Annotated in this window: 22 protein-coding genes and 1 pseudogene; 14 read left to right on the top strand and 9 right to left on the bottom strand. The window is 40.4% G+C overall.

Features of this window, described 5'->3' with window-relative positions:
* Positions 1-58: 58 nt before the first annotated feature.
* Positions 59-760, bottom strand: coding sequence for a tRNA (N6-threonylcarbamoyladenosine(37)-N6)-methyltransferase TrmO (tsaA, locus tag Q0Y52_RS16230; RefSeq protein WP_297823436.1), 702 nt, complete (start codon positions 758-760; stop codon positions 59-61).
* A 179-nt stretch (positions 761-939) separates the two neighbouring features.
* Here tsaA and serB point away from each other — a divergent pair, with 179 nt between their 5' ends.
* The gene (serB, locus tag Q0Y52_RS16225; protein ID WP_297823548.1) at positions 940-2,004 is read left to right on the top strand and encodes a phosphoserine phosphatase SerB; all 1,065 of its coding nucleotides are present in this window, start codon (positions 940-942) and stop codon (positions 2,002-2,004) included.
* A gap of 111 nt (positions 2,005-2,115) precedes the next feature.
* Here serB and Q0Y52_RS16220 read toward each other — a convergent pair whose 3' ends face one another.
* Together Q0Y52_RS16220 and Q0Y52_RS16215 are read right to left on the bottom strand one after the other, a co-directional pair.
* Positions 2,116-2,259 (bottom strand): hypothetical protein, encoded by a 144-nt coding sequence (locus Q0Y52_RS16220; RefSeq protein ID WP_297823434.1) that lies wholly within the window; start codon positions 2,257-2,259, stop codon positions 2,116-2,118.
* A gap of 688 nt (positions 2,260-2,947) precedes the next feature.
* Positions 2,948-3,187: a hypothetical protein gene (locus Q0Y52_RS16215; RefSeq protein WP_297823433.1), complete on the bottom strand. Its 240-nt coding sequence runs from the start codon at positions 3,185-3,187 to the stop codon at positions 2,948-2,950.
* 160 nt (positions 3,188-3,347) lie between these two features.
* On the opposite strand from Q0Y52_RS16215, the gene radA reads away from it, so the two are divergent.
* Entirely contained in the window at positions 3,348-4,712 is a 1,365-nt protein-coding gene (gene radA / locus Q0Y52_RS16210) for a DNA repair protein RadA (RefSeq protein ID WP_297823431.1), read from the top strand.
* A gap of 524 nt (positions 4,713-5,236) precedes the next feature.
* On the opposite strand, the gene ettA is transcribed toward radA, so the two are convergent.
* Complete coding sequence (ettA, locus tag Q0Y52_RS16205) at positions 5,237-6,904, bottom strand: energy-dependent translational throttle protein EttA (RefSeq protein ID WP_297823429.1); 1,668 nt, start codon at positions 6,902-6,904, stop codon at positions 5,237-5,239.
* A 159-nt stretch (positions 6,905-7,063) separates the two neighbouring features.
* Between ettA and Q0Y52_RS16200 the strand changes: the two genes are divergently transcribed.
* From Q0Y52_RS16200 to Q0Y52_RS16155, 9 genes are all read left to right on the top strand, one after another.
* On the top strand, positions 7,064-8,059 hold the full coding sequence (locus Q0Y52_RS16200; protein WP_297823427.1) for a Gfo/Idh/MocA family oxidoreductase: 996 nt from the start codon (positions 7,064-7,066) through the stop codon (positions 8,057-8,059).
* A gap of 157 nt (positions 8,060-8,216) precedes the next feature.
* Positions 8,217-9,473, top strand: coding sequence for a serine hydroxymethyltransferase (gene glyA, locus Q0Y52_RS16195; RefSeq protein WP_297823425.1), 1,257 nt, complete (start codon positions 8,217-8,219; stop codon positions 9,471-9,473).
* A gap of 248 nt (positions 9,474-9,721) precedes the next feature.
* On the top strand, positions 9,722-10,171 hold the full coding sequence (nrdR, locus tag Q0Y52_RS16190) for a transcriptional regulator NrdR (protein WP_297823423.1): 450 nt from the start codon (positions 9,722-9,724) through the stop codon (positions 10,169-10,171).
* Between the two features lie 51 nt (positions 10,172-10,222).
* Entirely contained in the window at positions 10,223-11,374 is a 1,152-nt protein-coding gene (gene ribD / locus Q0Y52_RS16185; RefSeq protein WP_297823421.1) for a bifunctional diaminohydroxyphosphoribosylaminopyrimidine deaminase/5-amino-6-(5-phosphoribosylamino)uracil reductase RibD, read from the top strand.
* A 229-nt stretch (positions 11,375-11,603) separates the two neighbouring features.
* Positions 11,604-12,704, top strand: a complete 1,101-nt coding sequence (gene ribBA, locus Q0Y52_RS16175; RefSeq protein ID WP_297823546.1) for a bifunctional 3,4-dihydroxy-2-butanone-4-phosphate synthase/GTP cyclohydrolase II — start codon at positions 11,604-11,606, stop codon at positions 12,702-12,704.
* Between the two features lie 73 nt (positions 12,705-12,777).
* Positions 12,778-13,254, top strand: a complete 477-nt coding sequence (gene ribE, locus Q0Y52_RS16170; RefSeq protein WP_007642230.1) for a 6,7-dimethyl-8-ribityllumazine synthase — start codon at positions 12,778-12,780, stop codon at positions 13,252-13,254.
* On the top strand, positions 13,255-13,677 hold the full coding sequence (nusB, locus tag Q0Y52_RS16165; protein ID WP_271864090.1) for a transcription antitermination factor NusB: 423 nt from the start codon (positions 13,255-13,257) through the stop codon (positions 13,675-13,677). It begins immediately after the preceding gene.
* A 59-nt stretch (positions 13,678-13,736) separates the two neighbouring features.
* Complete coding sequence (gene thiL / locus Q0Y52_RS16160) at positions 13,737-14,699, top strand: thiamine-phosphate kinase (RefSeq protein ID WP_297823416.1); 963 nt, start codon at positions 13,737-13,739, stop codon at positions 14,697-14,699.
* A gap of 45 nt (positions 14,700-14,744) precedes the next feature.
* Complete coding sequence (locus Q0Y52_RS16155; RefSeq protein WP_297823414.1) at positions 14,745-15,227, top strand: phosphatidylglycerophosphatase A; 483 nt, start codon at positions 14,745-14,747, stop codon at positions 15,225-15,227.
* 350 nt (positions 15,228-15,577) lie between these two features.
* Here the strand turns inward: Q0Y52_RS16155 and dxs are convergent, their stop codons facing one another.
* The 3 genes from dxs to xseB are packed head-to-tail and all read right to left on the bottom strand — an operon-like array spanning position 15,578 to position 18,628.
* Entirely contained in the window at positions 15,578-17,440 is a 1,863-nt protein-coding gene (gene dxs / locus Q0Y52_RS16150; RefSeq protein ID WP_297823412.1) for a 1-deoxy-D-xylulose-5-phosphate synthase, read from the bottom strand.
* Between the two features lie 55 nt (positions 17,441-17,495).
* A complete protein-coding gene (ispA, locus tag Q0Y52_RS16145; protein ID WP_297823410.1) occupies positions 17,496-18,386 on the bottom strand; it encodes a (2E,6E)-farnesyl diphosphate synthase in 891 nt (296 codons plus the stop codon).
* The gene (gene xseB, locus Q0Y52_RS16140; protein WP_297823544.1) at positions 18,386-18,628 is read right to left on the bottom strand and encodes an exodeoxyribonuclease VII small subunit; all 243 of its coding nucleotides are present in this window, start codon (positions 18,626-18,628) and stop codon (positions 18,386-18,388) included. The genes ispA and xseB overlap by 1 nt, the downstream gene beginning before the upstream one ends.
* A gap of 306 nt (positions 18,629-18,934) precedes the next feature.
* Between xseB and pomA the strand changes: the two are divergent.
* The 3 genes and pseudogenes from pomA to Q0Y52_RS16125 all read left to right on the top strand — a co-directional run bounded on the left by pomA (position 18,935) and on the right by Q0Y52_RS16125 (position 22,187).
* Positions 18,935-19,703 (top strand): annotated as a pseudogene (gene pomA / locus Q0Y52_RS16135) (flagellar motor protein PomA).
* A gap of 3 nt (positions 19,704-19,706) precedes the next feature.
* The gene (locus Q0Y52_RS16130; protein WP_297823409.1) at positions 19,707-20,621 is read left to right on the top strand and encodes a flagellar motor protein MotB; all 915 of its coding nucleotides are present in this window, start codon (positions 19,707-19,709) and stop codon (positions 20,619-20,621) included.
* A gap of 390 nt (positions 20,622-21,011) precedes the next feature.
* Positions 21,012-22,187 carry a hydroxymethylglutaryl-CoA reductase gene (locus tag Q0Y52_RS16125; RefSeq protein ID WP_297823407.1) on the top strand — a complete coding sequence of 392 codons (1,176 nt, stop codon included), beginning with the start codon at positions 21,012-21,014 and terminating at the stop codon, positions 22,185-22,187.
* Positions 22,188-22,603: 416 nt separating this feature from the next.
* Here the strand turns inward: Q0Y52_RS16125 and Q0Y52_RS16120 are convergent, their stop codons facing one another.
* Together Q0Y52_RS16120 and Q0Y52_RS16115 are read right to left on the bottom strand one after the other, a co-directional pair.
* Complete coding sequence (locus tag Q0Y52_RS16120) at positions 22,604-23,152, bottom strand: DUF3833 domain-containing protein (protein WP_297823405.1); 549 nt, start codon at positions 23,150-23,152, stop codon at positions 22,604-22,606.
* Positions 23,149-23,598, bottom strand: coding sequence for a chalcone isomerase family protein (locus Q0Y52_RS16115; protein WP_297823404.1), 450 nt, complete (start codon positions 23,596-23,598; stop codon positions 23,149-23,151). Before Q0Y52_RS16115 ends, Q0Y52_RS16120 begins: the two co-directional genes overlap by 4 nt.
* Positions 23,599-23,678: the final 80 nt, after the last annotated feature.

The following is a 23,678-nucleotide window of genomic DNA, read 5'->3' as shown; positions in this document are numbered from 1 at the left end:
GCGGCTTCTATTCTAACAGTAATCTTGGTTAAAGCCATTAGTTGTGAATGTGACGGAGTTAAATTATTTGGATTGTTAGCACCACATTTTGCTGATTAATCACTTGCCATTGAATGTTGAGATCGAACAAGGTCATGCCATAGGTTTTATCTGAATGGGAATCTTTGTGGTAGGCAGGGCGAGGATCTTGGCTGAGCACTTCTCGAATAAGTGATCCTAGTGCTGGATAACGCGGTTCAAGTTTATTTAATTGTCTATGGGCTTCTTCGGTAAAATTGACAGCCATCATTGCAGGACTATTCTGCGCCATGCCGGCAGACGCCAGTGGAATACTATCAGCGTAAGGTATATAAGGTTTGATATCTACAATAGGTGTGCCGTCTAATAAATCTACACCTTTTACGGTGAGGGTAAGTTGCTTATCTCGATAACACACTGCCACAAACTCAACCACAGACATGCCAATACCGTTGGGCCGGAAAGTACTGCGGGTGGCAAACACCCCTAGCTTCTGATTACCTCCTAAGCGCGGAGGGCGTACTAAGGGAGAATGGCCTTTATCAGCCGTTTGGTGAAAATGAAACAGTAGCCATAGATGACTAAATTGCTCAATGCCTCGCAGATAATTGGGATAGTTAAACTCCTCTAAAAAGATGATTTTTCCTTGTGCACTTTTTGCCAAACCGGGTTGACGAGGAATGGCAAACTTTTCTTTATAAGGCGTATGGATTTTGCCAATAGGTTGGATATTTATGAACATAAACGAATAGTGTGTTGTGACTTAATAAGATTGAGTATTTTCATGGTTGCTGAAACTAACCGTTTATTCAATAGATATAACCTAACTAAAACTGGCATAAGGGTTGTTGCACGGCTTAATAGCATTCTGTTATGTCATTGGATACCATGCGTTACTTTTATTTTTATGGTTACCCAACAGTGTTTGAAATAAAAATTGCTAATAAAGATTTGTTGTCCCATTTGTATTTAAGTGACTTGATTTACCAACATGGCTTAAGCGATTTCACTTTGACTGGTGACACTTTACGTACCCATAAAATGTTAGGGGGGGCAAAACCAGATATCTCTGAGCCCATTTTATCTCCTGCTAAGTCAAACCTCAGTAAATTAGTTATTTTTACAGAGGGCCTAAATTTGCAGCAATTAACGCAAGTGCTCCAAGCATTAGTCAACGTCTTAAGCTTAGTGTTTTATCGTGTGATTACAGTTGAAGGTGTCAGTGGCTTTGCTGTTTGTGCTCAGGTTGCCTTGAAGACCCAAGATAACATAAATAAACAATTAGAAGATGTGGCTAAGCGTTTTAGTGTTGAATTATGTTTAGTTGAAAAAACCCCTTCTTTAAAAGAACCGGGATTGTTATTGATGGATATGGACAGCACTGTCATCGCCGTTGAATGCATTGATGAACTTGCTGAACTTGCTGGTGTTGGTGAACAAGTGTCGGCAGTGACTATACTTGCCATGCAAGGAAAATTGGACTTTGTACAAAGCTTACGGACCCGAGTTGCTTGTTTAGCCGATGCGGATGAATCGATTTTACAACAAGTGCGAGATGCTTTACCACTTATGCCCGGTGTGGCGAATTTAGTTAAGATATTAAAATCTTACGGTTGGAAAGTAGCGATTGCTTCAGGTGGTTTTAGTTACTTTGCTGATCACCTGCAAGACCAGCTCGAACTTGATGCTGCCGTTGCGAATGATTTGGCGATACAGAACAAAAAACTGACGGGCAAAGTGCAAGGCAATATTGTGGATGCCAATGTCAAAGCGCAAACCCTTAAAAACCTAGCCAAAAAATGGTCTATTTCGCCTAATCAAACTATCGCTATGGGCGATGGGGCTAATGACTTGCTCATGATGAACTCAGCAGCTTTAGGCGTAGCATTACATGCAAAACCTATAGTACGTCAACAAGCAGACATTGCGATTCGCCATAGTGATTTAGACACTTTGCTATGGGTGTTGGAAGCGGGGCAGACTTAACTCAAGATACTACTTGCGATTATTCGGTGTGTTTAAGGTATTGCCATTGACCATATAGATGACGTCTTTCATCAGGCTTTAAGCAATTGCTAAATCTCTACTTTTTTTATTTTATGGGGCGGTGGGGACAGCACTTTCAACAAACTCAATGCGTCTTAATATCTCCTCAGTCACTTCAACAATATCGCCCATCGCCGATACATTCCATAGTCGTTCTTCCAATAACTTGGTTTTGTGCACAGCGAAAACGCTCACGAAGTTGAGCTCTGATTGTATGGTCTCAAAGTTGGGTCTGCCGGTGCGTGCCAGCAAACAGTTTTACAGCAATAAATTGTCCATTTTGTAAAGCTTGAGCAATTAATTCTTTGCTGGGATTAAAGGCAATAAATAATTCGCGAATTTTGGGCGATTACTAGGCTTGGATTCAAATAATAAGTGTATAACTAGGTCAGGTAGAAAAAGCATTCAGCTGAATATATGCTAATCGCTTTTTCTCCGGCAAGAGATGCAACAATGAAAACATATAAACAACTGACCTATGAACAACGATGCCAGATTTATGCCTTGAGTAAAACAGGTATAAGCCAAATAAAATAGCCAATCAACCATTAGCATGGAGTTTTCCCTGGAATACAGGCAAACGATTGTTTTAATTAAGCTCAAACATCGACAGACACATTTTTAACCACATAAGGTAAATATGACAACTCGAACTTTTAAGTGACAGATTGAAATTGTGGAAGACTCAGGGTGATTTTGGCTTGGAAATTTTAGCTTTAGGTTTGACTTCTGCTGATTTGTTTTATGTTATTTTCGACTATTGCTGTTTTTTTATATATCACTCAAAAATTATTTTCAGTTTTAGTGACCGCTTCATAAACACCGAGGGTGTATTCGCCAAAAATACTGATTTGGCATTCAAAGGTTTCAGTGGCAATCTCATCTAAAAAGTGTATTTGCCTTGATGTTCATTCAGCCTAAAGTTGCTTTCTACTAAACTGGGTAAGTCTATTAAACGGATACAAGGACAAGCTAGGCGTATCAATTCCATTTTCAACAAAAAACGTTTTTGCTTTAAAATTGCTGAAGCAACCTGATCCAATACCTTATTAAATTCAGGCTCGTTGATCATAGGCTTAAGTTCTTCAATGATGTCGTGGTATTCTTCTGAATATTGGTTCATGAATTCAGAGCAAATTCATCGTTAATATTATGGGGCTTAGCAAGTGATGTAACAGTTATTGACAATATCCTTAAAACTTTGAATTTTAGGATATGTTGCCCTGATATACTTCAATCGCATAGTGAATATCAATTCAAAACAATAAAAGATAATTATCAATATGGCTAAACGCAAAACTGCTTATGTATGCTCTGATTGTGGAGCTGAATATCCTCGTTGGCAAGGACAATGTAACGACTGCAACACATGGAATTCTATCACTGAATTTGTTGTGTCTTCGACTAGCAATTCAAGTGGTCGAAATACAGGTGGTTATTCAGGCCAAACTCAAGCCAAGGTTGAGTCTTTAGCTAACATTGATTTACAAGCATTACCTCGATTTGAATCTGGTTACAAAGAGCTTGATAGGGTCTTAGGCGGAGGGATCGTGCCGGGGTCGGCCATATTAATAGGCGGCTCACCTGGCGCGGGTAAAAGTACCATGTTGCTGCAAGTTATGTGTCAAATGGCGAACAATAAAAACGCGCTATATGTAACGGGTGAGGAGTCATTGCAACAAGTTGCAATGCGGGCCCAGCGACTTGGACTACCTAATGACAAATTAAAATTGCTAGCCGAGACCAATATAGAAGTGATTTGTGAACTCGCTTTACAGCACAAACCAGAATTGATGGTGATTGATTCTATTCAGGTTATGCAGGTGCCTGATGTTCAGTCAGCTCCCGGGAGTGTCTCACAAGTGCGCGAAAGCGCCGCCTATTTAACTAGGTTTGCTAAACAGCATCATATCGCTATGTTTTTAGTTGGCCATGTAACCAAAGATGGCAGTTTGGCAGGTCCCAAAGTGTTAGAGCATTGTATTGATTGTTCAATGATGCTTGAAGGTGAGAGCGATAGCAGATATCGCACTTTAAGGAGCCAAAAAAACCGCTTTGGTGCTGTGAATGAGCTAGGTGTTTTTGCCATGACCGAAAAAGGCTTAAGAGAAGTAAGTAACCCCTCAGCCATTTTTCTGAGTCGTGACGACCAGCAATCACCTGGTAGCATAGTCATGGTGGTGTGGGAGGGTACTCGCCCATTGTTAGTGGAAATTCAGGCTTTAGTAGATTATTCACAAATGGCCAATCCAAGACGGGTTGCAGTCGGGCTGGATCAAAACCGATTGGCCATGTTATTAGCTGTATTACACCGACATGGCAATGTTCAAATGAACGATCAAGATGTGTTTGCAAATGTCGTTGGCGGCGTAAAAGTGAATGAAACCAGCGCTGATTTGGCGTTGTTGTTGGCCATAGTTTCGAGCTTTCAAAATAAGGTGTTAGATAAAGAGTTAATTGCTTTTGGTGAGGTAGGCTTGTCAGGAGAGATAAGACCTGTCCCTAATGGTTCAGAACGAATCAGTGAAGCCGCTAAACATGGTTTTAAACGGGCTGTAGTGCCTAAAGCCAATGTGCCAAAACAACGTGTTCCTGGTATCGAGATTATAGGTGTCTCAAGGTTGTCAGAGGCGCTCGAGTCAATCTGATTTAGCTGAGACTGAATGTTTTAGTTATAATAAATACTGTAATTAAGTTTATTAGGCCGGCAGCATAAATGGTATTTACTAATGATTTTCAACCGTTTCTTTTAGAATTTTTATACAAATTATGTAAGGGTGTTTGGAGTTTTTGTTTGTAGCAATCATTGTTTTATATCGACACATCATTGCACAGTGGTGAGGAGTTGCTTAATCAATCTCAAATAAATTAGATAAAAAGTTGACTGCCAAGTATCAGAATCATTAGCGAATACATTATTAGTAAAAACGCAGGCAAAGAGTTTTTGATTAGAACTAAAACATTGAATAGGTAGAGGCATGTGGCAATTATGCAAACCTACATATTGCTAATGAAATATATCCGTCTTTCACGACATTTTAAAATTGAGTTGAAATGTCGCTCACTTACCATTAAAAATCAGGCAACTGCTATAAAAGTGATGTATGCGGTATCAATATTGAAATTGCCTGAGGTTTTGTTTAGTAAAAGGGCGCTAAAACGCCCTGTAATGTTATTTACTAATCTTCTTATATTTTAATCTATGAGGCTCAACCACATCTGTTCCATAAGTGGCTTTCAACCATGCTGCATACTCGGTGTAATTGCCTTCATGAAAGATGATTTTACCTTCGTCGCGATAATCCATAATGTGGGTGGCTATTCTGTCTAAGAACCACCTGTCATGAGAAATTACCATGGCGCATCCTGGGAACTCCAAAATGGCATTTTCTAGGGCGCGTAACGTTTCAACATCCAAGTCATTGGTGGGCTCATCTAAAAGCAATACGTTGCCGCCGGCTTTTAACAATTTAGCTAAATGCACACGGTTACGTTCACCACCCGACAAGTTTTTCATAAATTTTTGTTGATCTGAGCCTTTAAAATTAAACCGTCCACAGTATGCGCGGCTGTTTAGTTCAAAGTTTCCAATGCGGATAATATCTGAATCATCAGAAATTTCTTTATAAACCGTATTGTCACCGTTTGTCTGGTCGCGGAACTGATCGACACTGGCTAATTGTACTGATACACCTACATCAATTTTACCGGCATCGGGTTGTTCTTCGCCGCTGAGCATTTTGAATAAAGTTGATTTACCGGCTCCGTTAGGGCCGACTATTCCAACAATGGCTCCTTTTGGTATTTTGAACGTGAGGTCGTCAATTAATACTCGGTCACCATAGGATTTTTTGAGGCCAGTCACTTCAATCACCTTGTCACCTAAACGTTCACCGGGTGGGATAAATAACTCATTGGTTTCATTACGTTTTTGGTAATCACCTGTATTGAGTTCTTCAAACCTAGCCATACGTGCTTTACTTTTTGATTGGCGACCTTTTGCGTTTGAACGTACCCACTCTAGTTCAGTTTTAATAGATTTTTGTCTGGCGCTTTCGGTTTTTTCTTCTTGCTGTAATCGTGCGTCTTTTTGTTCTAACCAAGATGAATAGTTGCCTTCCCAAGGAATACCTTGACCACGGTCAAGCTCTAATATCCAGCCCGCTACGTTATCGAGGAAATATCTATCATGGGTAATAGCGACCACTGTGCCTTCATAGTCATGTAAGAAACGTTCCAACCAAGCCACTGACTCTGCATCTAAGTGGTTAGTCGGTTCGTCGAGTAATAACATTTCAGGTTTTTCGAGTAGCAACTTACACAAAGCAACGCGGCGGCGTTCCCCCCCTGAAAGTTTGCTAACGTCGGCATCCCAAGGTGGAAGACGTAAAGCATCAGCTGCGCGTTCCAAGGTGTTTTCGAGATTATGACCATCTTTACTTTGGATAATAGCTTCTAGCTCACCTTGCTCTTTCGCTAAGGCATCAAAGTCAGCGTTTTCTTCAGCATAGGCGGCATATACTTCATCAATACGTTTAAGAGCATGTGCTACATCAGCCATTGCTTCCTCTATGTTACCACGCACATCTTTGCTTTCGTCTAGTTGAGGTTCTTGGGGTAAATAGCCAATTTTTAATCCAGTTTGAGGGATCGCCTCACCTTCAATGTCAGTATCTATACCAGCCATAATTTTCAGTAACGTGGATTTACCTGAGCCGTTAAGACCTAATACGCCTATTTTTGCACCGGGGAAAAAGCTAAGGGAAATATTCTTTAAGATATGTTTGCCGGGTGGAACCACTTTACCGACACGAAGCATGCTGTAAACGTATTGAGCCATAACTGTCTTTATTGAGTTAATTTGCCAGTAGTGTAATTCAGAGCAAGGGCAGGGTAAAAGGTATTGTGTTTTTTTAGTGTCGATTTTATGAATAATTGATGTGATTTATCGTCGTCTATCGTAGTATTTTATGATGTTTGGCTGTTCACAAGGTAAAATATGCAAAGCTTTAATTGGGGCGTCATAGGTCCTGGAAATATTGCTAATACATTTGCAAAAGCAATTACGACGTCTAAAAAAGGTAAAGTTTTGGCAGTCGCCAGCCGTTCAACAGAACGAGCTGTCGATTTTGCCAACACTTACCACATCGAAAAAACATACTCAGATTATGAGCAAATGATAGCCGATCCCGAAATCGACATAATTTATATTGCCACTCCTCACAACTTTCACTACCAACAAGCAAAAATGTGCCTGGAAGCTGGGAAACACGTATTAGTCGAGAAACCTTGCACAGTGAATGCTAAGCAAATGCAAGCGTTAGTTGAGCTTGCTCAAAGCAAAAACTTACTTTTACAGGAGGCTCTGTGGAGCCGTTTTATGCCTTGTTTATCAAAACTAAGGCAACTGTTAAACGAAGGTATAATAGGCGATATTCAATATATTCAGTCAGAGATTGGTTTTGCATTTCAAAATAGAGAAAAAAGCCGGTTGCTTAAGGCTGAGCTTGCTGGTGGCTCACTTCTGGATTTAGGCATATACAGTATTACTGTTAGTCAATTTTTTCTTCAAGAACACCCTGATAAAGTTGACGCTATGGGACAATTAACTGATCAAAATGTTGACGGGCACGTACTAGCAAATATGCATTATCCTTCTGGACGTTATGCGCAATTTACGTGTTCTATGTTATCTCAAACAAGCAATACCATGAGAATAGTAGGAACAGAAGGATACGTAAAATTACCCGCATGTTTTTGGGACACTAATACCGCTTCAATCTATAGGGATGACAAGTTAATGCAAAATATTGATATTCCTCATCCGGTTAACGGATTTGAATATCAAATTGAAAAAAGTATGGAGTGTATTGAACAAAACATGCAGTGCAGTGATTTGATGTCACATCGTGACAGCATAGGCGTGCTTAATGTGATGGATGATATCCGCAAGCAAATTGGGGTGCACTTTCCGACCTCGGTTGAAGCGCTGTAACTAATGAGTGAATTGTGTGCAAAAAGCGTTACAACTTTTGGTTGTTTCTCATACCACAATACCCCTATACAAATTGTTTAAAATAACTAAACTGTGCCCTGTTTATTTAGGGTGTGATTGCCCAAATCTTAATTACTGATTATGTTGAGGAAAAGTGATGCTAACACGTGATATGAATATTGCTGATTTTGACCCAGAATTGTTCCAAGCAATTCAAAATGAAAACCAACGTCAGGAGCATCACATTGAGCTGATAGCTTCTGAAAACTATTGCAGCCCACGTGTTCTAGAAGCTCAAGGTTCTCAATTAACCAATAAGTATGCAGAAGGTTATCCACACAAACGTTATTACGGCGGTTGTGAATATGTAGATATTGCGGAAGATTTAGCCATTGAACGGGCAAAACAATTGTTTGGTTGCGATTATGCCAATGTTCAGCCACATGCTGGTTCACAAGCTAACACTGCTGTGTTTATGGCATTGATAAATGCAGGTGATACAGTATTAGGGATGAGTTTGGCCCACGGTGGTCACTTGACTCATGGTTCACATGTTAATTTTTCAGGAAAAACCTATAACGCTGTGCAGTATGGCTTACACCCTGAAACGGGTGAAATTGATATGGCGCAAGTTAAAGCATTGGCACTTGAACATAAACCTAAAATGATTATCGCTGGTTTCTCAGCTTACTCAGGCATAGTTGATTGGCAGAAGTTCCGCGAAATTGCTGATGAAGTAGGTGCCTATTTGTTAGTGGATATGGCTCACGTTGCTGGTTTAGTTGCTGCAGGTATATATCCTAGTCCCCTTCCACATGCCCATGTGGTAACTACGACTACCCATAAAACATTGGCTGGTCCTCGTGGCGGGTTGATTTTATCTGCCTGTGGTGATGAAGCTATTTACAAAAAACTGAATAGTTCAGTGTTTCCTGGTAATCAAGGTGGTCCATTGTGCCATGTGATCGCTGCTAAAGCCGTTGCTTTTAAAGAAGCATTAGAGCCAGAGTTTAAAGTGTATCAGCAGCAAGTCGTTCTTAATGCTAAAGTAATGGCCGCGGTGATACAAGAGCGTGGGCATAAAGTTGTGTCGGGTGGTACAGATAACCATTTATTCTTATTGGACTTAATTGGCAAAGAATACACAGGTAAAGATGCAGATGCTGCCTTAGGTAATGCTAATATCACTGTTAATAAAAACTCAGTGCCAAATGATCCGCGTTCACCTTTTGTCACCAGTGGATTACGTCTTGGCTCCCCAGCTATTACTCGTCGTGGTTTTAAAGAAAAGCAAGCTAAACAAGTGGCCAATTGGATTTGTGATGTATTGGATAATATTAATGATGAATCTGTGATTGAGCGTGTTAAGGGTGAAGTGGTTGCATTGTGTGAGCAGTTCCCTGTTTATGCCTAAAACATATACCCTTCATCCTTGAAATTGTGCGTTTGTTGGCTGCATTCATTCGCCCCAATCACTTAGTGAATTAAGTTCATGGGGTCTGTTTCATTTGCCGCTGTGCAATTTCAATGATTTTAGGAATAGATTGATATAAAAAAGCCGACAAAAGTCGGCTTTTTTATTGCTTTTTATTTCTTGTAGTATGACTGGCAGTGGAATTTTGTTAATTTAGTCTTATTCACTACCAAAATTTGAAACTATTTATGTTTTGCCCATTTTGTTCTGTACAAGAAACTAAAGTAATCGATTCCCGTTTGGTGGCTGATGGCAGCCAAGTGAGACGCAGAAGAGAGTGCACAGTATGTAAAGAACGTTTTACGACATTTGAGATGGCAGAATTGGTGATGCCTCGAATAGTCAAACGTGATGGTTCTCGTGAACCTTTTCATGAAGAGAAGTTGCGGGCTGGTTTGCAGCGTGCGTTAGAAAAGCGCCCTGTCAGCACAGAACAAGTAGAGCAATGCATTAGTCGTCTGAAATCTTCGTTACGTGCCACAGGTGAGCGGGAAGTCAGTAGTGAATTTCTCGGTAATTTGATTATGGATGCATTGAAAGAACTAGATAAAGTTGCTTATGTGCGTTTTGCGTCTGTGTATCGTTCGTTTGAAGATATTCGAGAATTTGGAGAAGAGATTGCGCGGTTGGGTGACTAAATTCTGCTCAGGTGATTGTCTATTTTTACTCTTTTTATTGATTGGTAACCCGTGATTCAATTTTCTAAAACAGATCATCAAATGATGGCCCGTGCTATTCAATTAGCTAAACGAGGCGAATATACCACTGCTCCTAATCCTAATGTGGGTTGTGTTATCAGTGATGGCAAAGGTGTCATTCTGGGGGAAGGCTGGCATAAAAAGGCGGGAACGCCCCATGCAGAAGTACATGCTCTAGAACAAGTGGCTATTTCTTTAAAAGGCGCCCCAGCCAAAGGTGCTACTGCCTATGTGACGCTTGAGCCTTGCAATCATTATGGTAGAACGCCACCTTGCACAGATGCATTAGTCCGGGCAGGTGTTACTAGGGTTATAGCGGCTATGGTTGATCCTAATCCATTGGTATCTGGAAAAGGTTTAATCAAGCTACAAGACGCGGGGATCAAAACTGAGCATGGTCTGTTACAAGCTGGAGCTGAACAACTTAACCGTGGTTTTATAAAACGTATGCGTACTGGAAAACCTTGGGTAACAGTTAAACTGGCGGCAAGTTTAGATGGTAAAACAGCTTTAGCAAACGGTTTAAGTCAATGGATCACTGGTTCACTGGCAAGGCAGGATGTGCAAAGGCATCGTGCCAAGAGCTGTGCCATTTTATCGGGTTCTGGCACAGTAATAGCTGATAACCCTATGTTAAATGTGCGTTATTCTGAACTACACTTAGCTGATGATGTGTTAGCGCAAGGAGACTTACGTCAACCTTTGCGGGTCCTATTGGATGGGCGTAATCAGTTGCCGCCATCGTTAAGTTGCCTACAACCTATTGAAAACAATCTTGCGGGTAATATTTTGCTTGTTAACGGCAAACTCAATGAACACCCATTTGAACAACATGTGAGTCAATGGCAAGCGCCTTTTAACGGCAATAAGTTAGACTTAGAGAAGGTCATTGCCAAGTTAGGTGAGATGCAGCTAAATAACATATGGGTTGAAGCGGGCGCGAAACTTGCGGGTGCGTTACTGCAAAATAAACTGATTGATGAATTGATTTTATATCAAGCGCCCAAACTAATAGGGGGTATAGGACAAAACTTGTTTGATACTATGACAATTGAAGTAATGGATGAGGTGGTAGGCCTCACTTGGGCCGATATTAGGCAAGTAGGCGATGATATAAAAATGACTGCATTATTTAAACATTAAACCATTGTGATTGTCATTACCGTATTATCCTGACCATGAATCACGTTATTGAGAGATTGATGTTAAGTGACAAGGCAGCCAATTATTCAAGTGATGATGATAAAAAAGTCATTAGTATGGCGTTTTTAGCAGAAAACGGCTATTTGAAGTAAAGTAGGGTTGCCCAGATATGTTGGCCTCAATAACGAGAGTGATGCCCTCAAAAAAATTTAAAAGAAGACAAGAAACTATGCCATTAAATAACAGTGAAGAAATAATCGAAGATATCCGCCTAGGTAAAATGGTTATCTTAATGGACGATGAAGATAGGGAAAACGAAGGCGACCTCATTATGGCCGCTGAGCATGTTACCCCCGAAGCGATTAATTTTATGGTGACTCATGCTCGTGGATTAGTTTGCTTACCCATGACTGCACAGCGCTGCCAATCCCTTAATTTACCCTTAATGGTAGATGATAATAGCGCCCAGTTTTCAACTAATTTTACTGTGTCAATTGAAGCTGCAGAAGGTGTTACTACAGGGATTTCTGCTTCAGACAGAGCCAAAACTATTTTGGCAGCGGTGGCAAAAAATGCGGAACCCAGCAACATTGTGCAGCCAGGGCATATTTTTCCTTTAATTGGTAAAGAGGGAGGGGTATTAAACCGTGCAGGGCATACTGAAGCGGGTATAGACTTGGCACGATTAGCCGGTTGTGAACCTGCATCGGTTATTGTTGAAATACTCAACGAAGACGGTAGCATGGCCAGACGTCCAGAGCTGGAGGTCTTCGCAGCCAAACATGATATGAAAATTGGCACTATTGCAGATTTAATCGAATATCGAAATTTGAATGAAACCACAATTCAACAAGTCGCTAAGTGTAAACTTCCTACTGAATACGGTGAATTTGACTTAGTTACCTTCAAAGATGTGATTGATAACCAAGTACATTTTGCTATGTGTAAAGGTGAGATTAACAGCGACGTACCTGCTTTAGTGAGAGTTCACTTACTCAATAGCTTCAGTGATTTATTAGGTTCTCAGCGGGCTATTTCACGAAGCATGGGTTTGCCGCAAGCTATTAAATATATTGCTGATCATGGTGGTGTTTTAGTTTTGCTAGGCAAAGATGAAGACTTACTGACTCAGGTGAAACAGTTTGAAGCCGAAGATAATGGCGAGAAACCTGCTAATGCTCCATGGACGGGTTCATCCAGAACGGTTGGCATTGGAAGTCAAATCTTAGCCAGCTTAGGTGTTAAAAAAATGCGTTTGATGAGCAAACTCAAAAAGTACCATGCCTTGTCTGGCTATGGTTTGGAAGTGATTGAATACGTAGAAATCTAAGACTTAAATTTCACAATATTTCCCAATACGGATGTGCTAAACTGCGCGCCGATTTTTCCAGTAAGGTTTATAGATGAATATTATTGAAGGTAACATTCGCGCAACAGGCAAAAAGTTTGCTCTTGTAGTCTCTCGTTTCAACGGATTTGTTGTTGAGAGCCTTGTTGATGGTGCTCTAGATGCCCTTGAGCGGCATGGTGAAGTAAACGAACAAGATATTACTTTAGTGCGTGTGCCGGGTGCTTACGAGCTACCTATTGCAGCAAAAAAACTTGCTGAACAAAACAAGTATGATGCCATTATTGCTTTGGGCGCAGTTATACGTGGTGGTACACCTCACTTTGAGTTTGTCGCTGGCGAATGTAATAAGGGTTTAGCACAAGTCTCTTATGATCATGGTATTCCTGTTTCTTTTGGCGTAATCACTACTGATAGCATCGAACAAGCTATCGAACGTTCTGGCACTAAAGCCGGCAACAAAGGCGCAGAAGCTGCAATTAGTGCTCTAGAAATGGTAAATGTATTAGCCAACATTGAAGAGGCTAAATAGTTGAAACCTAAAGCTCGCCGTCTAGCCAGAGAATTTGCAGTACAAGCGGTTTATTCTTGGCAAATGAGCAAAAACCCTGTTGAACAAATAGAGCTTAGTATCGTCACCAGTAACGATATGAAAAAAGTCGATACTGAGTACTTTTTGGAATTATTACGAGCAGTGGTAAAAGACTGTGCAGAATTAGACAAAAAGATGAAACCTTACCTTGGGCGCCTGCCTGAGGAGCTAGATCCAGTAGAAAAAGCGATTCTTAGAATTGCCACCTACGAACTTGTTGCTAGAATTGATGTCCCTTATAAGGTTGTTATCAATGAAGCCATTGAGTTAGCTAAATCTTTTGGTGCAGAAGAAAGCCATAAATTCGTTAATGGTGTGCTTGATAAAGCGGTTAAAACTCTGCGAAAAGATGAGTTGTCCTAATCCTTTCAAATAGGTTGAGGTCAACTTTTTCTCATCTCCTTTAACTAAAATTAGTATTAATGAAAGAATTTAATGTGATTGAATACTTTTTCAAAGCAAAAAGTGTTCAGCGTAAAGACGTAATAATTGGTATTGGTGATGATGGCGCTGTTACTCATATTCCCCAAGGACAAGCATTAGTCACTACCACCGATACTTTGATTAGTGGCGTGCATTTCTTAGCAGATACGCCTGCCCACGCGATAGCGCAAAAAGCCATGGCCGTAAATTTAAGCGATTTGGCCGCCATGGGTGCAGAACCCGCTTGGATAAGTTTATCTTTGAGTATGCCAACAGTTGATGAAAATTGGTTGCAGGCTTTTTCCAATGGCTTGCAAGAACACGCTGAATATTACTCCGTGCAACTCATTGGCGGGGATACAGTTAAGGGGCCTCTAGCCATAACCATCACGGCGCAAGGATTTGTGCCTTTTAACCAAGCACTAACAAGAAGTCAGGCTAAACCAGGTGATTCAGTATATGTTACTGGTACATTGGGTGATGCAGGCTTAGGTTTACATATAGCCCAAAAAAAGTGTGTGGTGACAAATCAATCTAACCAAGAGTTTCTGCTTAATCGTTTGAATTACCCCACTCCACGGTTATTGGTTGGCACTAGTCTTAGGCGTATTGCCAGTGCTTGTATTGATATATCCGACGGTTTTGTGGCTGACATCAAACATATTCTCAATGCGTCTCAGTGTGGTGCTACAATACATGTTGATAAGTTACCCTTGTCACAAGCCTTAAAAGAATCTGTTAATTATAGTGATGCAGTGGATTATGCCTTAAGTGCAGGCGATGATTACGAGTTATTATTCACTGTGAGTGAAGAACAAAAAGGCCACTTAGAGACAACCTTAGCTAATGCTAATGTTCATGCTACCTATATCGGTCAATTAAATGGCTCTGCAGGTAAATTAGAGTTACGCCAAGCTGATAAGCCTTATGAATATAGCAGCAAAGGTTATGAACACTTCTAATTCCTCAATTAGGATTAATGAATACAACTCAAGAGAGACATAACAGTGGATAATCAAGTACGCCGCCGTGTTAGTTTAACTAACCCCGTACACTTTTTGGCATTAGGGTTCGGTAGTGGTTTGGCTTCAAAAATGCCTGGTACAATTGGGACATTTGCCGCTTTGCCTGTGGTTGTGCTGTTATCTTATTACGCCAATTTTTCTATTTACTTGCTCGTAACAATATTAGTCTGTGTGGCTGGTATCTGGATCTGTGGAAAAACCGCGGAAGACATGGGCGTACATGACGATCCTTCTATTGTTTGGGATGAAGTCGCAGGTATGTTGATCACTATGCTCGCAGTTCCTTTGAGTTGGCAAACATTGCTGGTTGGTTTCGTACTATTTCGTTTCTTTGACATTCTGAAACCTTGGCCAATCAGTTACTTAGATAAATACGTACATGGCGGCTTTGGCATTATGATCGACGATGTGTTGGCAGGTTTTTTTGCTTTGGGTATTCTACATTTTGGTTTGTATTTAATTTAGTTTCTTATTTCTATTAATTAATTCCTATCTTTTTTCCCCTTTATTCACTAAGCAAACTGCTCTTCCATTAAATCACCACCTGAATAATACTTGACATGATACGTCTAGAAAAATTTAATCAATACATAAGAAAGTTTCATGGATTGACTAAGAATACTTAACAGAGCAGTCATCATACTGGCCCGAGTAATTAAATCATCCTTGGTAGCCCCGCCACAGCATTTTCCACGTTTAAAGTTTTAGCAAAAAACGCTTGTTTAGGGAAAAATGGCAAAGATCCTAGTAAGCGTCAGCGCATGTTTTATGTTACGAAATATCTGTAATAGAAATACTAAACATAGGTTCAATAATTAATTATTAAAATCATCGATACGAGCCAATATACCTGGTGTATCTAAGCCCAGCTCTGCATACATTTCTTGCTGTGTGCCTTGCATAATAAATTCATCAGGTAGCCCCAGCTGCAACAATTTACTGGTGTGTTTAGAAGACATTAAATATTCTGCTACAGCACTGCCAGCACCGCCAATAATCGCACCATCTTCAATACTCACAAATAAATGATGGTTTGTCGCGAGTTGGTCAATTATCTCAGTATCCAAAGGTTTAACAAAACGCATATCAATGACAGTTGCATTGATTTCTTCTGCTACTCGTTGAGCGTAGGGCAATAAAATACCAAAGTTAAGAATAGCGACCTTTTCACCGGCTATTATGGTGCGACTTTTACCTAGCTTAAGCGCTGTCATTTCTTGTTTAGGTGACACGCCAGTAGATGCTCCTCTTGGGTATCTTACGGTGGCTGGCTTTTGCAATTTGTGACCTGTGTATAACATTTGACGACATTCGTCTTCATCGGCTGGCACCATGATCACCATATTGGGTATACAGCGTAAAAATGGAATATCAAATGCACCTTGATGAGTAGGGCCATCGGCACCCACTAAACCTGCTCGGTCTATAGCAAATAAAACCGGTAGGTTTTGTATTGCCACATCATGGATAAGCTGGTCGTAGGCACGTTGCAAGAAGGTTGAATAAATAGCTACTACTGCATTCAGTCCTTCTTTGGCTAGACCAGCAGCAAAGGTGACCGCGTGTTGCTCAGCAATCGCCACATCAAAATATTGTGATGGATATTGCTGGGAAAATTTGACCATCCCAGAACCCTCACGCATAGCCGGTGTGACGGCCATTAATTTAGAGTCTTGCGCCGCCATATCACATAACCAATTACCAAATATGGCTGAAAAAGTTGGATTGCTGGGGGCTGCTTTAGGTAGTGCTTGCTCTTTTGGGTTGAATTTGGGTACGGCATGAAATTTAATAGGGTCTTGTTCAGCTGATTCGTAACCTTTACCTTTTTTGGTCACCACATGTAATATTTGTGGACCTTTGATGTTACGCATATTACGAAGCGTATCCACTAGGCCATTCACATCGTGGCCATCTATAGGTCCTATATACTTAAATCCCAATTCTTCAAAAATAGTTCCGGGAACCACCATACCTTTTATATGTTCTTCAGCACGGCTGGCAAATTCTTTTATAGGGGGTACGCTGCTAAGTAATTTTTTACCCCCATCACGGATAGAGTTAAAAAAGTTACCTGTTAACAGTCTGGCTAAATGACTATTTAGTGCGCCAACATTTTCGGATATCGACATTTCATTATCATTTAACACCACTAATAAATCTTTACTAATATCACCGCCATGGTTTAACGCTTCAAAGGCCATACCCGCGGTCATAGCGCCGTCACCAATTACTGCCACAACTTTGCGGTCTAACGCTTCTTTTTCAGCTGCTACGGCCATGCCTAAAGCGGCACTGATAGAAGTAGAGGAATGTCCTACAGCAAATGTGTCATATTCACTTTCTGGCGGCCATGGGAAAGGGTGTAAGCCACCTTTTTTACGGATGGTTGGCATACGTTCACGGCGACCGGTTAAAATCTTGTGGGCATAGGCTTGATGGCCCACATCCCATAACAGGCGATCAAAAGGGGTGTTGTATACATAGTGTAAAGCTACTGTCAGCTCTACTGTGCCTAATCCAGAGGCAAAATGTCCACTACTTTGGCTCACACTGGTTAACAAATATTGACGCAATTCAATACTCAGCTGCTGAAGTTTATCTTGTGATAACTCTCTTAACTGTTCTGGTGTATCAGCTTGAGCGAGAATAGGGTAGTGAGCAATATCTAGGGTCATTAATGATTATCAACTAATTATATTTCATTTTATCCGATCACACGTACATCTATGTTCAGTAAGTACGGTGGATAACAAAGTCGGTAAAAGACACCAACATCTTAGTATTGTAAGGCAAAGCGTGCAAAGCTTGAAGTGCTTGTTGATGAAGATCATCAAGATAAGCTTGTGCTTGCTCTAATCCTAACATAGCTGGGTAGGTACTTTTGTTTTGAGCCTGATCAGAACCTTGTGGTTTTCCAAGCACTGTTGAATCACCGACCACATCTAAAATATCGTCTTGAATTTGAAAGGCTAACCCTAATGTTCTGGCAAAACGCATTAAATATTGCCGATTTTGTGGGGTAATATCTGTAGCCAATGTTATGGCCATCTCAACGCAAGCCCCCAATAGTGCACCAGTTTTTTTGTTGTGTAGGTCTTCTAACCTTTGTTGGGTGATGTTCTGGTCAGTTGCTGCCAAGTCCATAGATTGACCACCACACATGCCATTATAACCAGCTGCTTGACTAACAATTTTAACTAATTCAATACGTTTAATTGCCAGTTCACTTGAAAGTGGATAATCACACAATATTTCAAATGCTAGTGTTTGTAGAGCGTCACCAGCTAAAATAGCGGTGGCTTCATCAAATTTAATATGACAGGTTGGATGTCCCCGTCTGAGGTCATCATTATCCATGGCGGGTAAGTCGTCATGAATAAGTGAATAAGCATGAATGGCTTCTATTGCAGCGGCAGGACCATCGAGATCATTTTTCTGGACTGAGAGCATTTCACCAGTGGCATAGACTAAAAAAGGACGCATTCTCTTGCCACCTATCAGTAATGCATATTCCATGGCATGTTTGAGCCTTTCTGAGTGTCCAGGCAGTACTTTGATGGTGTCAAGTAGAGTCGAATTAACTCTATCGCAACTAATTTTTTGAAAGGTGGAAAGATTCATTAATTATCAGGTTCAAATACATCTAAGGTTGGCTGACCATTTTCAGTGGTGAGAATTTGTACTTTTTGTTCCGCATCTTTTAATTTTTGTTGGCTGTGTCTGGCTAGTACAATACCACGCTCAAAGCTTTGTAATGCGTCTTCCAAAGGCAAATCGCCTTGTTCCATTTTGGTCACTAGTGTTTCTAGTTCCTGCATAGATTGTTCAAAGGTAAGTGATTCTGCTTTTTTCCGAGCCGTCATAATATTTAAAACCGATTCCTTTAGTGGCACGCACCTTACCTGAGCAAAAAAATAGGGTCAAATACTTTTCTAAAACACATTCAAAGTCTAATGGTTACGCCTGTTATGTAAAAAAAGCTTTTCATTAAATTAATTAACATTAATGGTTACTATAGAATTCTTTAGAGTTGTCGATAATGAGTAGTGATTATCTGTTATATTGTTTGGCATTTTTTGTTTACTGTGTGTAAGTAAGGATGCCAATAAGCTGTGTAATCGGCATTTCTTGTTTAATATTTTTAGCTGTATTTTTATTGGGAGCACAATGTGGATTTAGCAACCATAATCGGTATTTTTGGTGCCTTGGCTTTTGTTGTGATGGCGATGACACAAGGTGGTGATATCGTAATGTTTGTCAATTTACATGGAATATTTATTGTATTTGGTGGATGTGTATTTGTGGTGTTATCTCAATACATTCTCGGGCAGTTTTTTGGTGCTGGTAAAATAGCGGGTAAAGCGTTTATGTTCAAAACCGATCCCCTTGAATCACAAATAGAAAAAATTGTTAAAATGGCAATTTCTGCTTAAAAAGATGGATTTTTAGCTTCAGAGGAAGCTGAAATAGCAAACCCTTTTATGCAGAAGGGTGTCGATATGCTGGTGGATGGTCACGATGTCGAAGTTGTCAGAGCTACGTTAGGTAAATATATTTCTATGACCTCAGAACGACATGATTTTGGGAAGTCTATTTTTAAAGGTTTAGGCGATGTTGCTCCAGCAATGGGCATGATAGGGACTTTGGTTGGTTTGGTAGCTATGTTATCAAACATGGATGATCCCAAGTCGATTGGCCCTGCAATGGCAGTTGCTCTTTTAACGACGTTGTACGGTGCGATGTTAGCAAACCTCATATGTTTACCTATTTCAGTGAAATTAGGTCATCGAGCTGATGAAGAAAAACTAAATCAAGTCTAGTCTAGTGTTAGACGGAATTACTGGCATTGCTGATGGACAAAATCCACGGGTTATTGAAGGTATTCTAAAAAGTTATTTAGCCGCTAGTAAACGTGACTCTGCAGAAGAGGCAGAGTAACTGATGGAAAACGAATGCCCTAAATGTTCCCCCGAAGGGCTTGCTCCTTGGATGGCAACTTTTGCTGATTTGATGGCGTTATTGATGTGTTTCTTTGTTCTATTGTTATCTTTTTCTGAAATGGACGTACTTAAGTTTAAACAAATTGCAGGTTCGATGAAGTTCGCTTTCGGAGTTCAAAATAAAATTGAAGTAAAAGATATTCCAAAGGGAACCAGTGTTATTGCTATGGAGTTTCGCCCAGATCTCACACCTATAGATACTATTCAACAACAAACTACCAAAATGACTCAACAGTTCCTCGAATTTCAAGCGGGTTATGAAGACACTGCAGGTGGTCGTCAAAAACAGCGGGGTGAACAACGAGGTGGGGCAGTACAACAAACTGCGTCTAAACAGCAGTCACTAAGCACTAGTCAAAAAGCTAGTCAAGAAGAAGTGGCAGAACGCATGCGTAAAGTTGCACAACAATTAGAAAAACAAATTGTTGATGGTGCGATAGAAGTTGAATTGTTAGGTCAGCAAATTACTATTCGTATTCGAGAAAATGGTTCGTTTTCAGCGGGATTTGCGTTTTTACAACCACAATTTATACCTGTTTTGCGCAAGATTGGCAGTTTGTTAGTCGACATTCCGGGGGGAGTTGAAGTGTCAGGGCATAGTGATAATCAACAAATTTCCAATGAACTTTATCGTTCTAACTGGGATTTGTCATCGCAACGTGCTGTGGCTGTGGCTGAAGAACTTAGGAAAGCTAATGGTTTTGATGAAAGTCGCATGTCAGTTGTTGGTAAAGCCGACACCGTACCCTTAGATGAAGGTAATGAAGAACAGAATCGCAGTCGAAATCGTCGTGTTGAAATTTCCATTAATCAGGGAAAGCCAAAGTACTCCGATCGAATATCTGTTTTAGAATAACCTGCCGGATCGCAGGTTGATTTTTAGTCTGTGGAGAATGGGATGTCTTTGCTGACTTCACAGTGGCGGGTGCCGAAATTTTTCACACCGATTCCTATGTCCGCGACTTACTTTTGGCGTCATCGCTTTTTATTAACTTGCATAAGTGCATCCATATTAATAACCCTGTTTTCTACTTTCTTTCATCTTGTCCTCTCGAATGTACTTCTGCACTATAACGAATAACGTAGCGCACTACTTTTGATCATATTTAGAAGAAAAATGTGAATTTTTCCGAGACTTTCTTTATATGGTCTTCATTTGGTCATTATTCTTAGACATGATTTATTGGCAAACTGTTTGCATAGTCTTGTTATAGGGCACACATAATTTAATGAAGGATCAAATATTATGGCCAGAAAAAATAGGATCCCACGAAATACACTTAATGATCATAGCCATGAGTGGGCACAGAAACGTCGTGAATATTTGACTGAACAAACAGGTGTTGCTTTACCTCACACCGGACACTTCTCCATAGAACCAAGTGCATTACCGGGTAACATTGAAAATTTTATTGGTGTTGTGCAAATGCCTGTGGGTATTGCAGGCCCAATGCTGGTTCACGGTGAGCATGCACAAGGTTATTTTCATGTTCCCTTGGCAACTACAGAGGGCACTTTAGTGGCAAGCTATAGTCGTGGTATGCGCTTGCTTAATGAATGTGGCGGTGTACATACAACAGTGGTCGAGCAATTTATGCAGAGAGCTCCCGCTTTTATTTTTACCAATGCCAGAGAAGCGCGGAATTTTGGTCAATGGATAGATGAACATTTCCTCGAAATTAAGCAACAAGCTGAAACAACAACGCGAATAGGTAAACTTGACCATATTATGCAATGGTCAGTGTCAAAAACACGTTATTTACGATTCAACTACACAACGGGTGATGCGGCTGGGCAAAATATGGTGGGCAAAGCGACGTTGGCTGCCTGCGAATGGATAGTGCAAAAATACCCAGGTAAGTGTGAATACTTATTATCTGGGAACATGGACACAGACAAAAAACACTCTCATTTGAACATGCTGCACTCTCGGGGCAAGCGTGTTATTGCAGAGGTGGTATTGAAAAAAGATATACTTAAAAAAATCATGAAGGTTGATACCAAAATGTTGGCCCGAGCAACAGTATTGGCCAATACTGGGGCCATGATGGCAGGTGCTGCGTACAATGGTCCCCATTCTGCGAATGGCATCGCGTCTTTGTTTATTGCCACAGGGCAAGATGAAGCCAATGTAGTTGAGTCCCATGCGGGTATGCTTTCCCATGAATTGTTAGATAACGGCGACTTTTATCTTTCGGTCACTCTACCTTCCTTAATTGTTGCTACCTACGGAGGTGGTACTGGTTTGCCTACACAAAAAGAGTGTTTAGGAATACTCGGTTGTTATGGTACTGGAAAAGCAAACAAGCTCGCAGAAATTGTTGCAGCCACAGTCTTAGCTGGGGACATTTCTTTAGCCTGTGCTGTAATTGGAGGGCACTGGGTGAGTAGTCATGATAAGTTGGGGAGGAATCGGGATTGATTTAGTTGTTTTTTTTATGCATTGACTGGCAATGATTCTGTATTTTTTTACTCAGCCTAAAGCGTGACTGCTGCTTACTGTATGACTTGATTCTTGTCTACAGTAAACAAATAAAAGCACAAAATATGCGGGAATCATCTTGAACATCTGAAAGATGGCTCATAGGGTGAAATACAAGGACGTATTTCATAAAAAGCCCATCAAGGTCAATGCTCATCATTCGTTTATTAGCCAGATGTATCAGGGTGAAACTGCATTATTTAGAAGCACAGCTTTCACCACTTTAACAGTTCGATAAACGTTGGAAGGAAAAATATCGCCACTTTTATTGAGAAGTCGAACATGGGTGGGGAGCATCAGAGGTGATACATTGATTAGGTCAAAGCGCTTAGAACAAGTAAGGAAGGTGTCATTAACTATCCACACTTCCTTACTGGCTCAGTTTTATCAAAAAAGATAGATATCTCAGCTACCGTAATCCCTAGTTTTTTCATATAAGAACGATTCATCACTCTGTTGGTATCCATCATATACATCCAGTCATCGACGAATAAGTTATATTCTGTGTCATCAACTGGCACACGTAGCGTGTATTGCCAGTTAAATGCGGTGCCTAGGGAACTACCACTGGCCTTGCCGATAACATCTGCTGCTGTGCCGGTAACACTGCCATCGTCAGCAATATTTAAGTTCCAGATGCGAATTTGTTTTTCACCGTCATTATAGAAAAATGTCTCATGTAATTGACCTTCACTGCCTTGCCAAGTGGCAATTATGTCCACACAAAAACGCCTAGTGAGTTTGTTTGAGTAGTCTTGCACTATGCCCCATGCGGTGATTTCTCCGTCAAAATATGTGGGTAAATCGAATTCCGGCTTAGTATTTTCATAGTCATCTAATGAGCTACTGCATGAAAGTACAAAGGGAATAATAAAAAATAAGAGTAGATATTTGAATAACTTCATTTTTTTAATCCAATTAATTTGTTGCGAACCTTAGGGTACCTGCAATTTTCGTCTAGCCAAATGCGTAAAAAGGTTTTTCCAAAGGTTTGGTCAGTTATTTCGCCTATTTTTTTACCATTAAAGAAAAATTCACTTTGCAGATTTTTATCTACGCTTAATAGAAGTGAGTCGCCTTTTTTGATATCTGGAAAAATGTCTGTTAGTAGCGATATCCATGGGGTAAATTTGACTTTTTCAATACCTAGTTTTTCCCATTCATCTTGCGTTTTTTCTATTAAATCATTTGCGTCAATATTTCTTAAATAGTCGATTTTAAGAGCTTGTGGAAATCTTTCTGCTTGGTATTGGCCTGTTTGACTATAGAGACTTGAATTGTAGACATCCCAAAACAACACTTGAAGTTTGGCTTCCCCCACTTTATTTAGCTCAGAAAGTGGATCTGCCATAGTGACTCCTGAAAAGGATAAAGTGCATAAAACGGCTAAAAACCATATCATTAAGTATCTTGGGATTTGATGTTTCATGT

This window comes from uncultured Paraglaciecola sp. (assembly GCF_943787955.1).
GTDB lineage: Bacteria > Pseudomonadota > Gammaproteobacteria > Enterobacterales > Alteromonadaceae > Paraglaciecola.
The sequence above is the reverse complement of the archived record's forward strand: the minus strand, read 5'-3'. Positions and strand labels throughout refer to the sequence as shown.

Excerpts from the sequence above, each read along its gene's own strand:
- tsaA (WP_297823436.1), bottom strand. The coding sequence starts at position 760 with ATGTTCATAAATATCCAACCTATTGGCAAAATCCATACGCCTTATAAA.
- Q0Y52_RS16215 (WP_297823433.1), bottom strand. The coding sequence starts at position 3,187 with ATGAACCAATATTCAGAAGAATACCACGACATCATTGAAGAACTTAAG.
- radA (WP_297823431.1), top strand. The coding sequence starts at position 3,348 with ATGGCTAAACGCAAAACTGCTTATGTATGCTCTGATTGTGGAGCTGAA.
- ettA (WP_297823429.1), bottom strand. The coding sequence starts at position 6,904 with ATGGCTCAATACGTTTACAGCATGCTTCGTGTCGGTAAAGTGGTTCCA.
- Q0Y52_RS16200 (WP_297823427.1), top strand. The coding sequence starts at position 7,064 with ATGCAAAGCTTTAATTGGGGCGTCATAGGTCCTGGAAATATTGCTAAT.
- glyA (WP_297823425.1), top strand. The coding sequence starts at position 8,217 with ATGCTAACACGTGATATGAATATTGCTGATTTTGACCCAGAATTGTTC.
- nrdR (WP_297823423.1), top strand. The coding sequence starts at position 9,722 with ATGTTTTGCCCATTTTGTTCTGTACAAGAAACTAAAGTAATCGATTCC.
- ribBA (WP_297823546.1), top strand. The coding sequence starts at position 11,604 with ATGCCATTAAATAACAGTGAAGAAATAATCGAAGATATCCGCCTAGGT.
- ribE (WP_007642230.1), top strand. The coding sequence starts at position 12,778 with ATGAATATTATTGAAGGTAACATTCGCGCAACAGGCAAAAAGTTTGCT.
- thiL (WP_297823416.1), top strand. The coding sequence starts at position 13,737 with ATGAAAGAATTTAATGTGATTGAATACTTTTTCAAAGCAAAAAGTGTT.
- dxs (WP_297823412.1), bottom strand. The coding sequence starts at position 17,440 with ATGACCCTAGATATTGCTCACTACCCTATTCTCGCTCAAGCTGATACA.
- ispA (WP_297823410.1), bottom strand. The coding sequence starts at position 18,386 with ATGAATCTTTCCACCTTTCAAAAAATTAGTTGCGATAGAGTTAATTCG.
- xseB (WP_297823544.1), bottom strand. The coding sequence starts at position 18,628 with ATGACGGCTCGGAAAAAAGCAGAATCACTTACCTTTGAACAATCTATG.
- Q0Y52_RS16130 (WP_297823409.1), top strand. The coding sequence starts at position 19,707 with ATGGAAAACGAATGCCCTAAATGTTCCCCCGAAGGGCTTGCTCCTTGG.
- Q0Y52_RS16125 (WP_297823407.1), top strand. The coding sequence starts at position 21,012 with ATGGCCAGAAAAAATAGGATCCCACGAAATACACTTAATGATCATAGC.
- Q0Y52_RS16120 (WP_297823405.1), bottom strand. The coding sequence starts at position 23,152 with ATGAAGTTATTCAAATATCTACTCTTATTTTTTATTATTCCCTTTGTA.
- Q0Y52_RS16115 (WP_297823404.1), bottom strand. The coding sequence starts at position 23,598 with ATGGCAGATCCACTTTCTGAGCTAAATAAAGTGGGGGAAGCCAAACTT.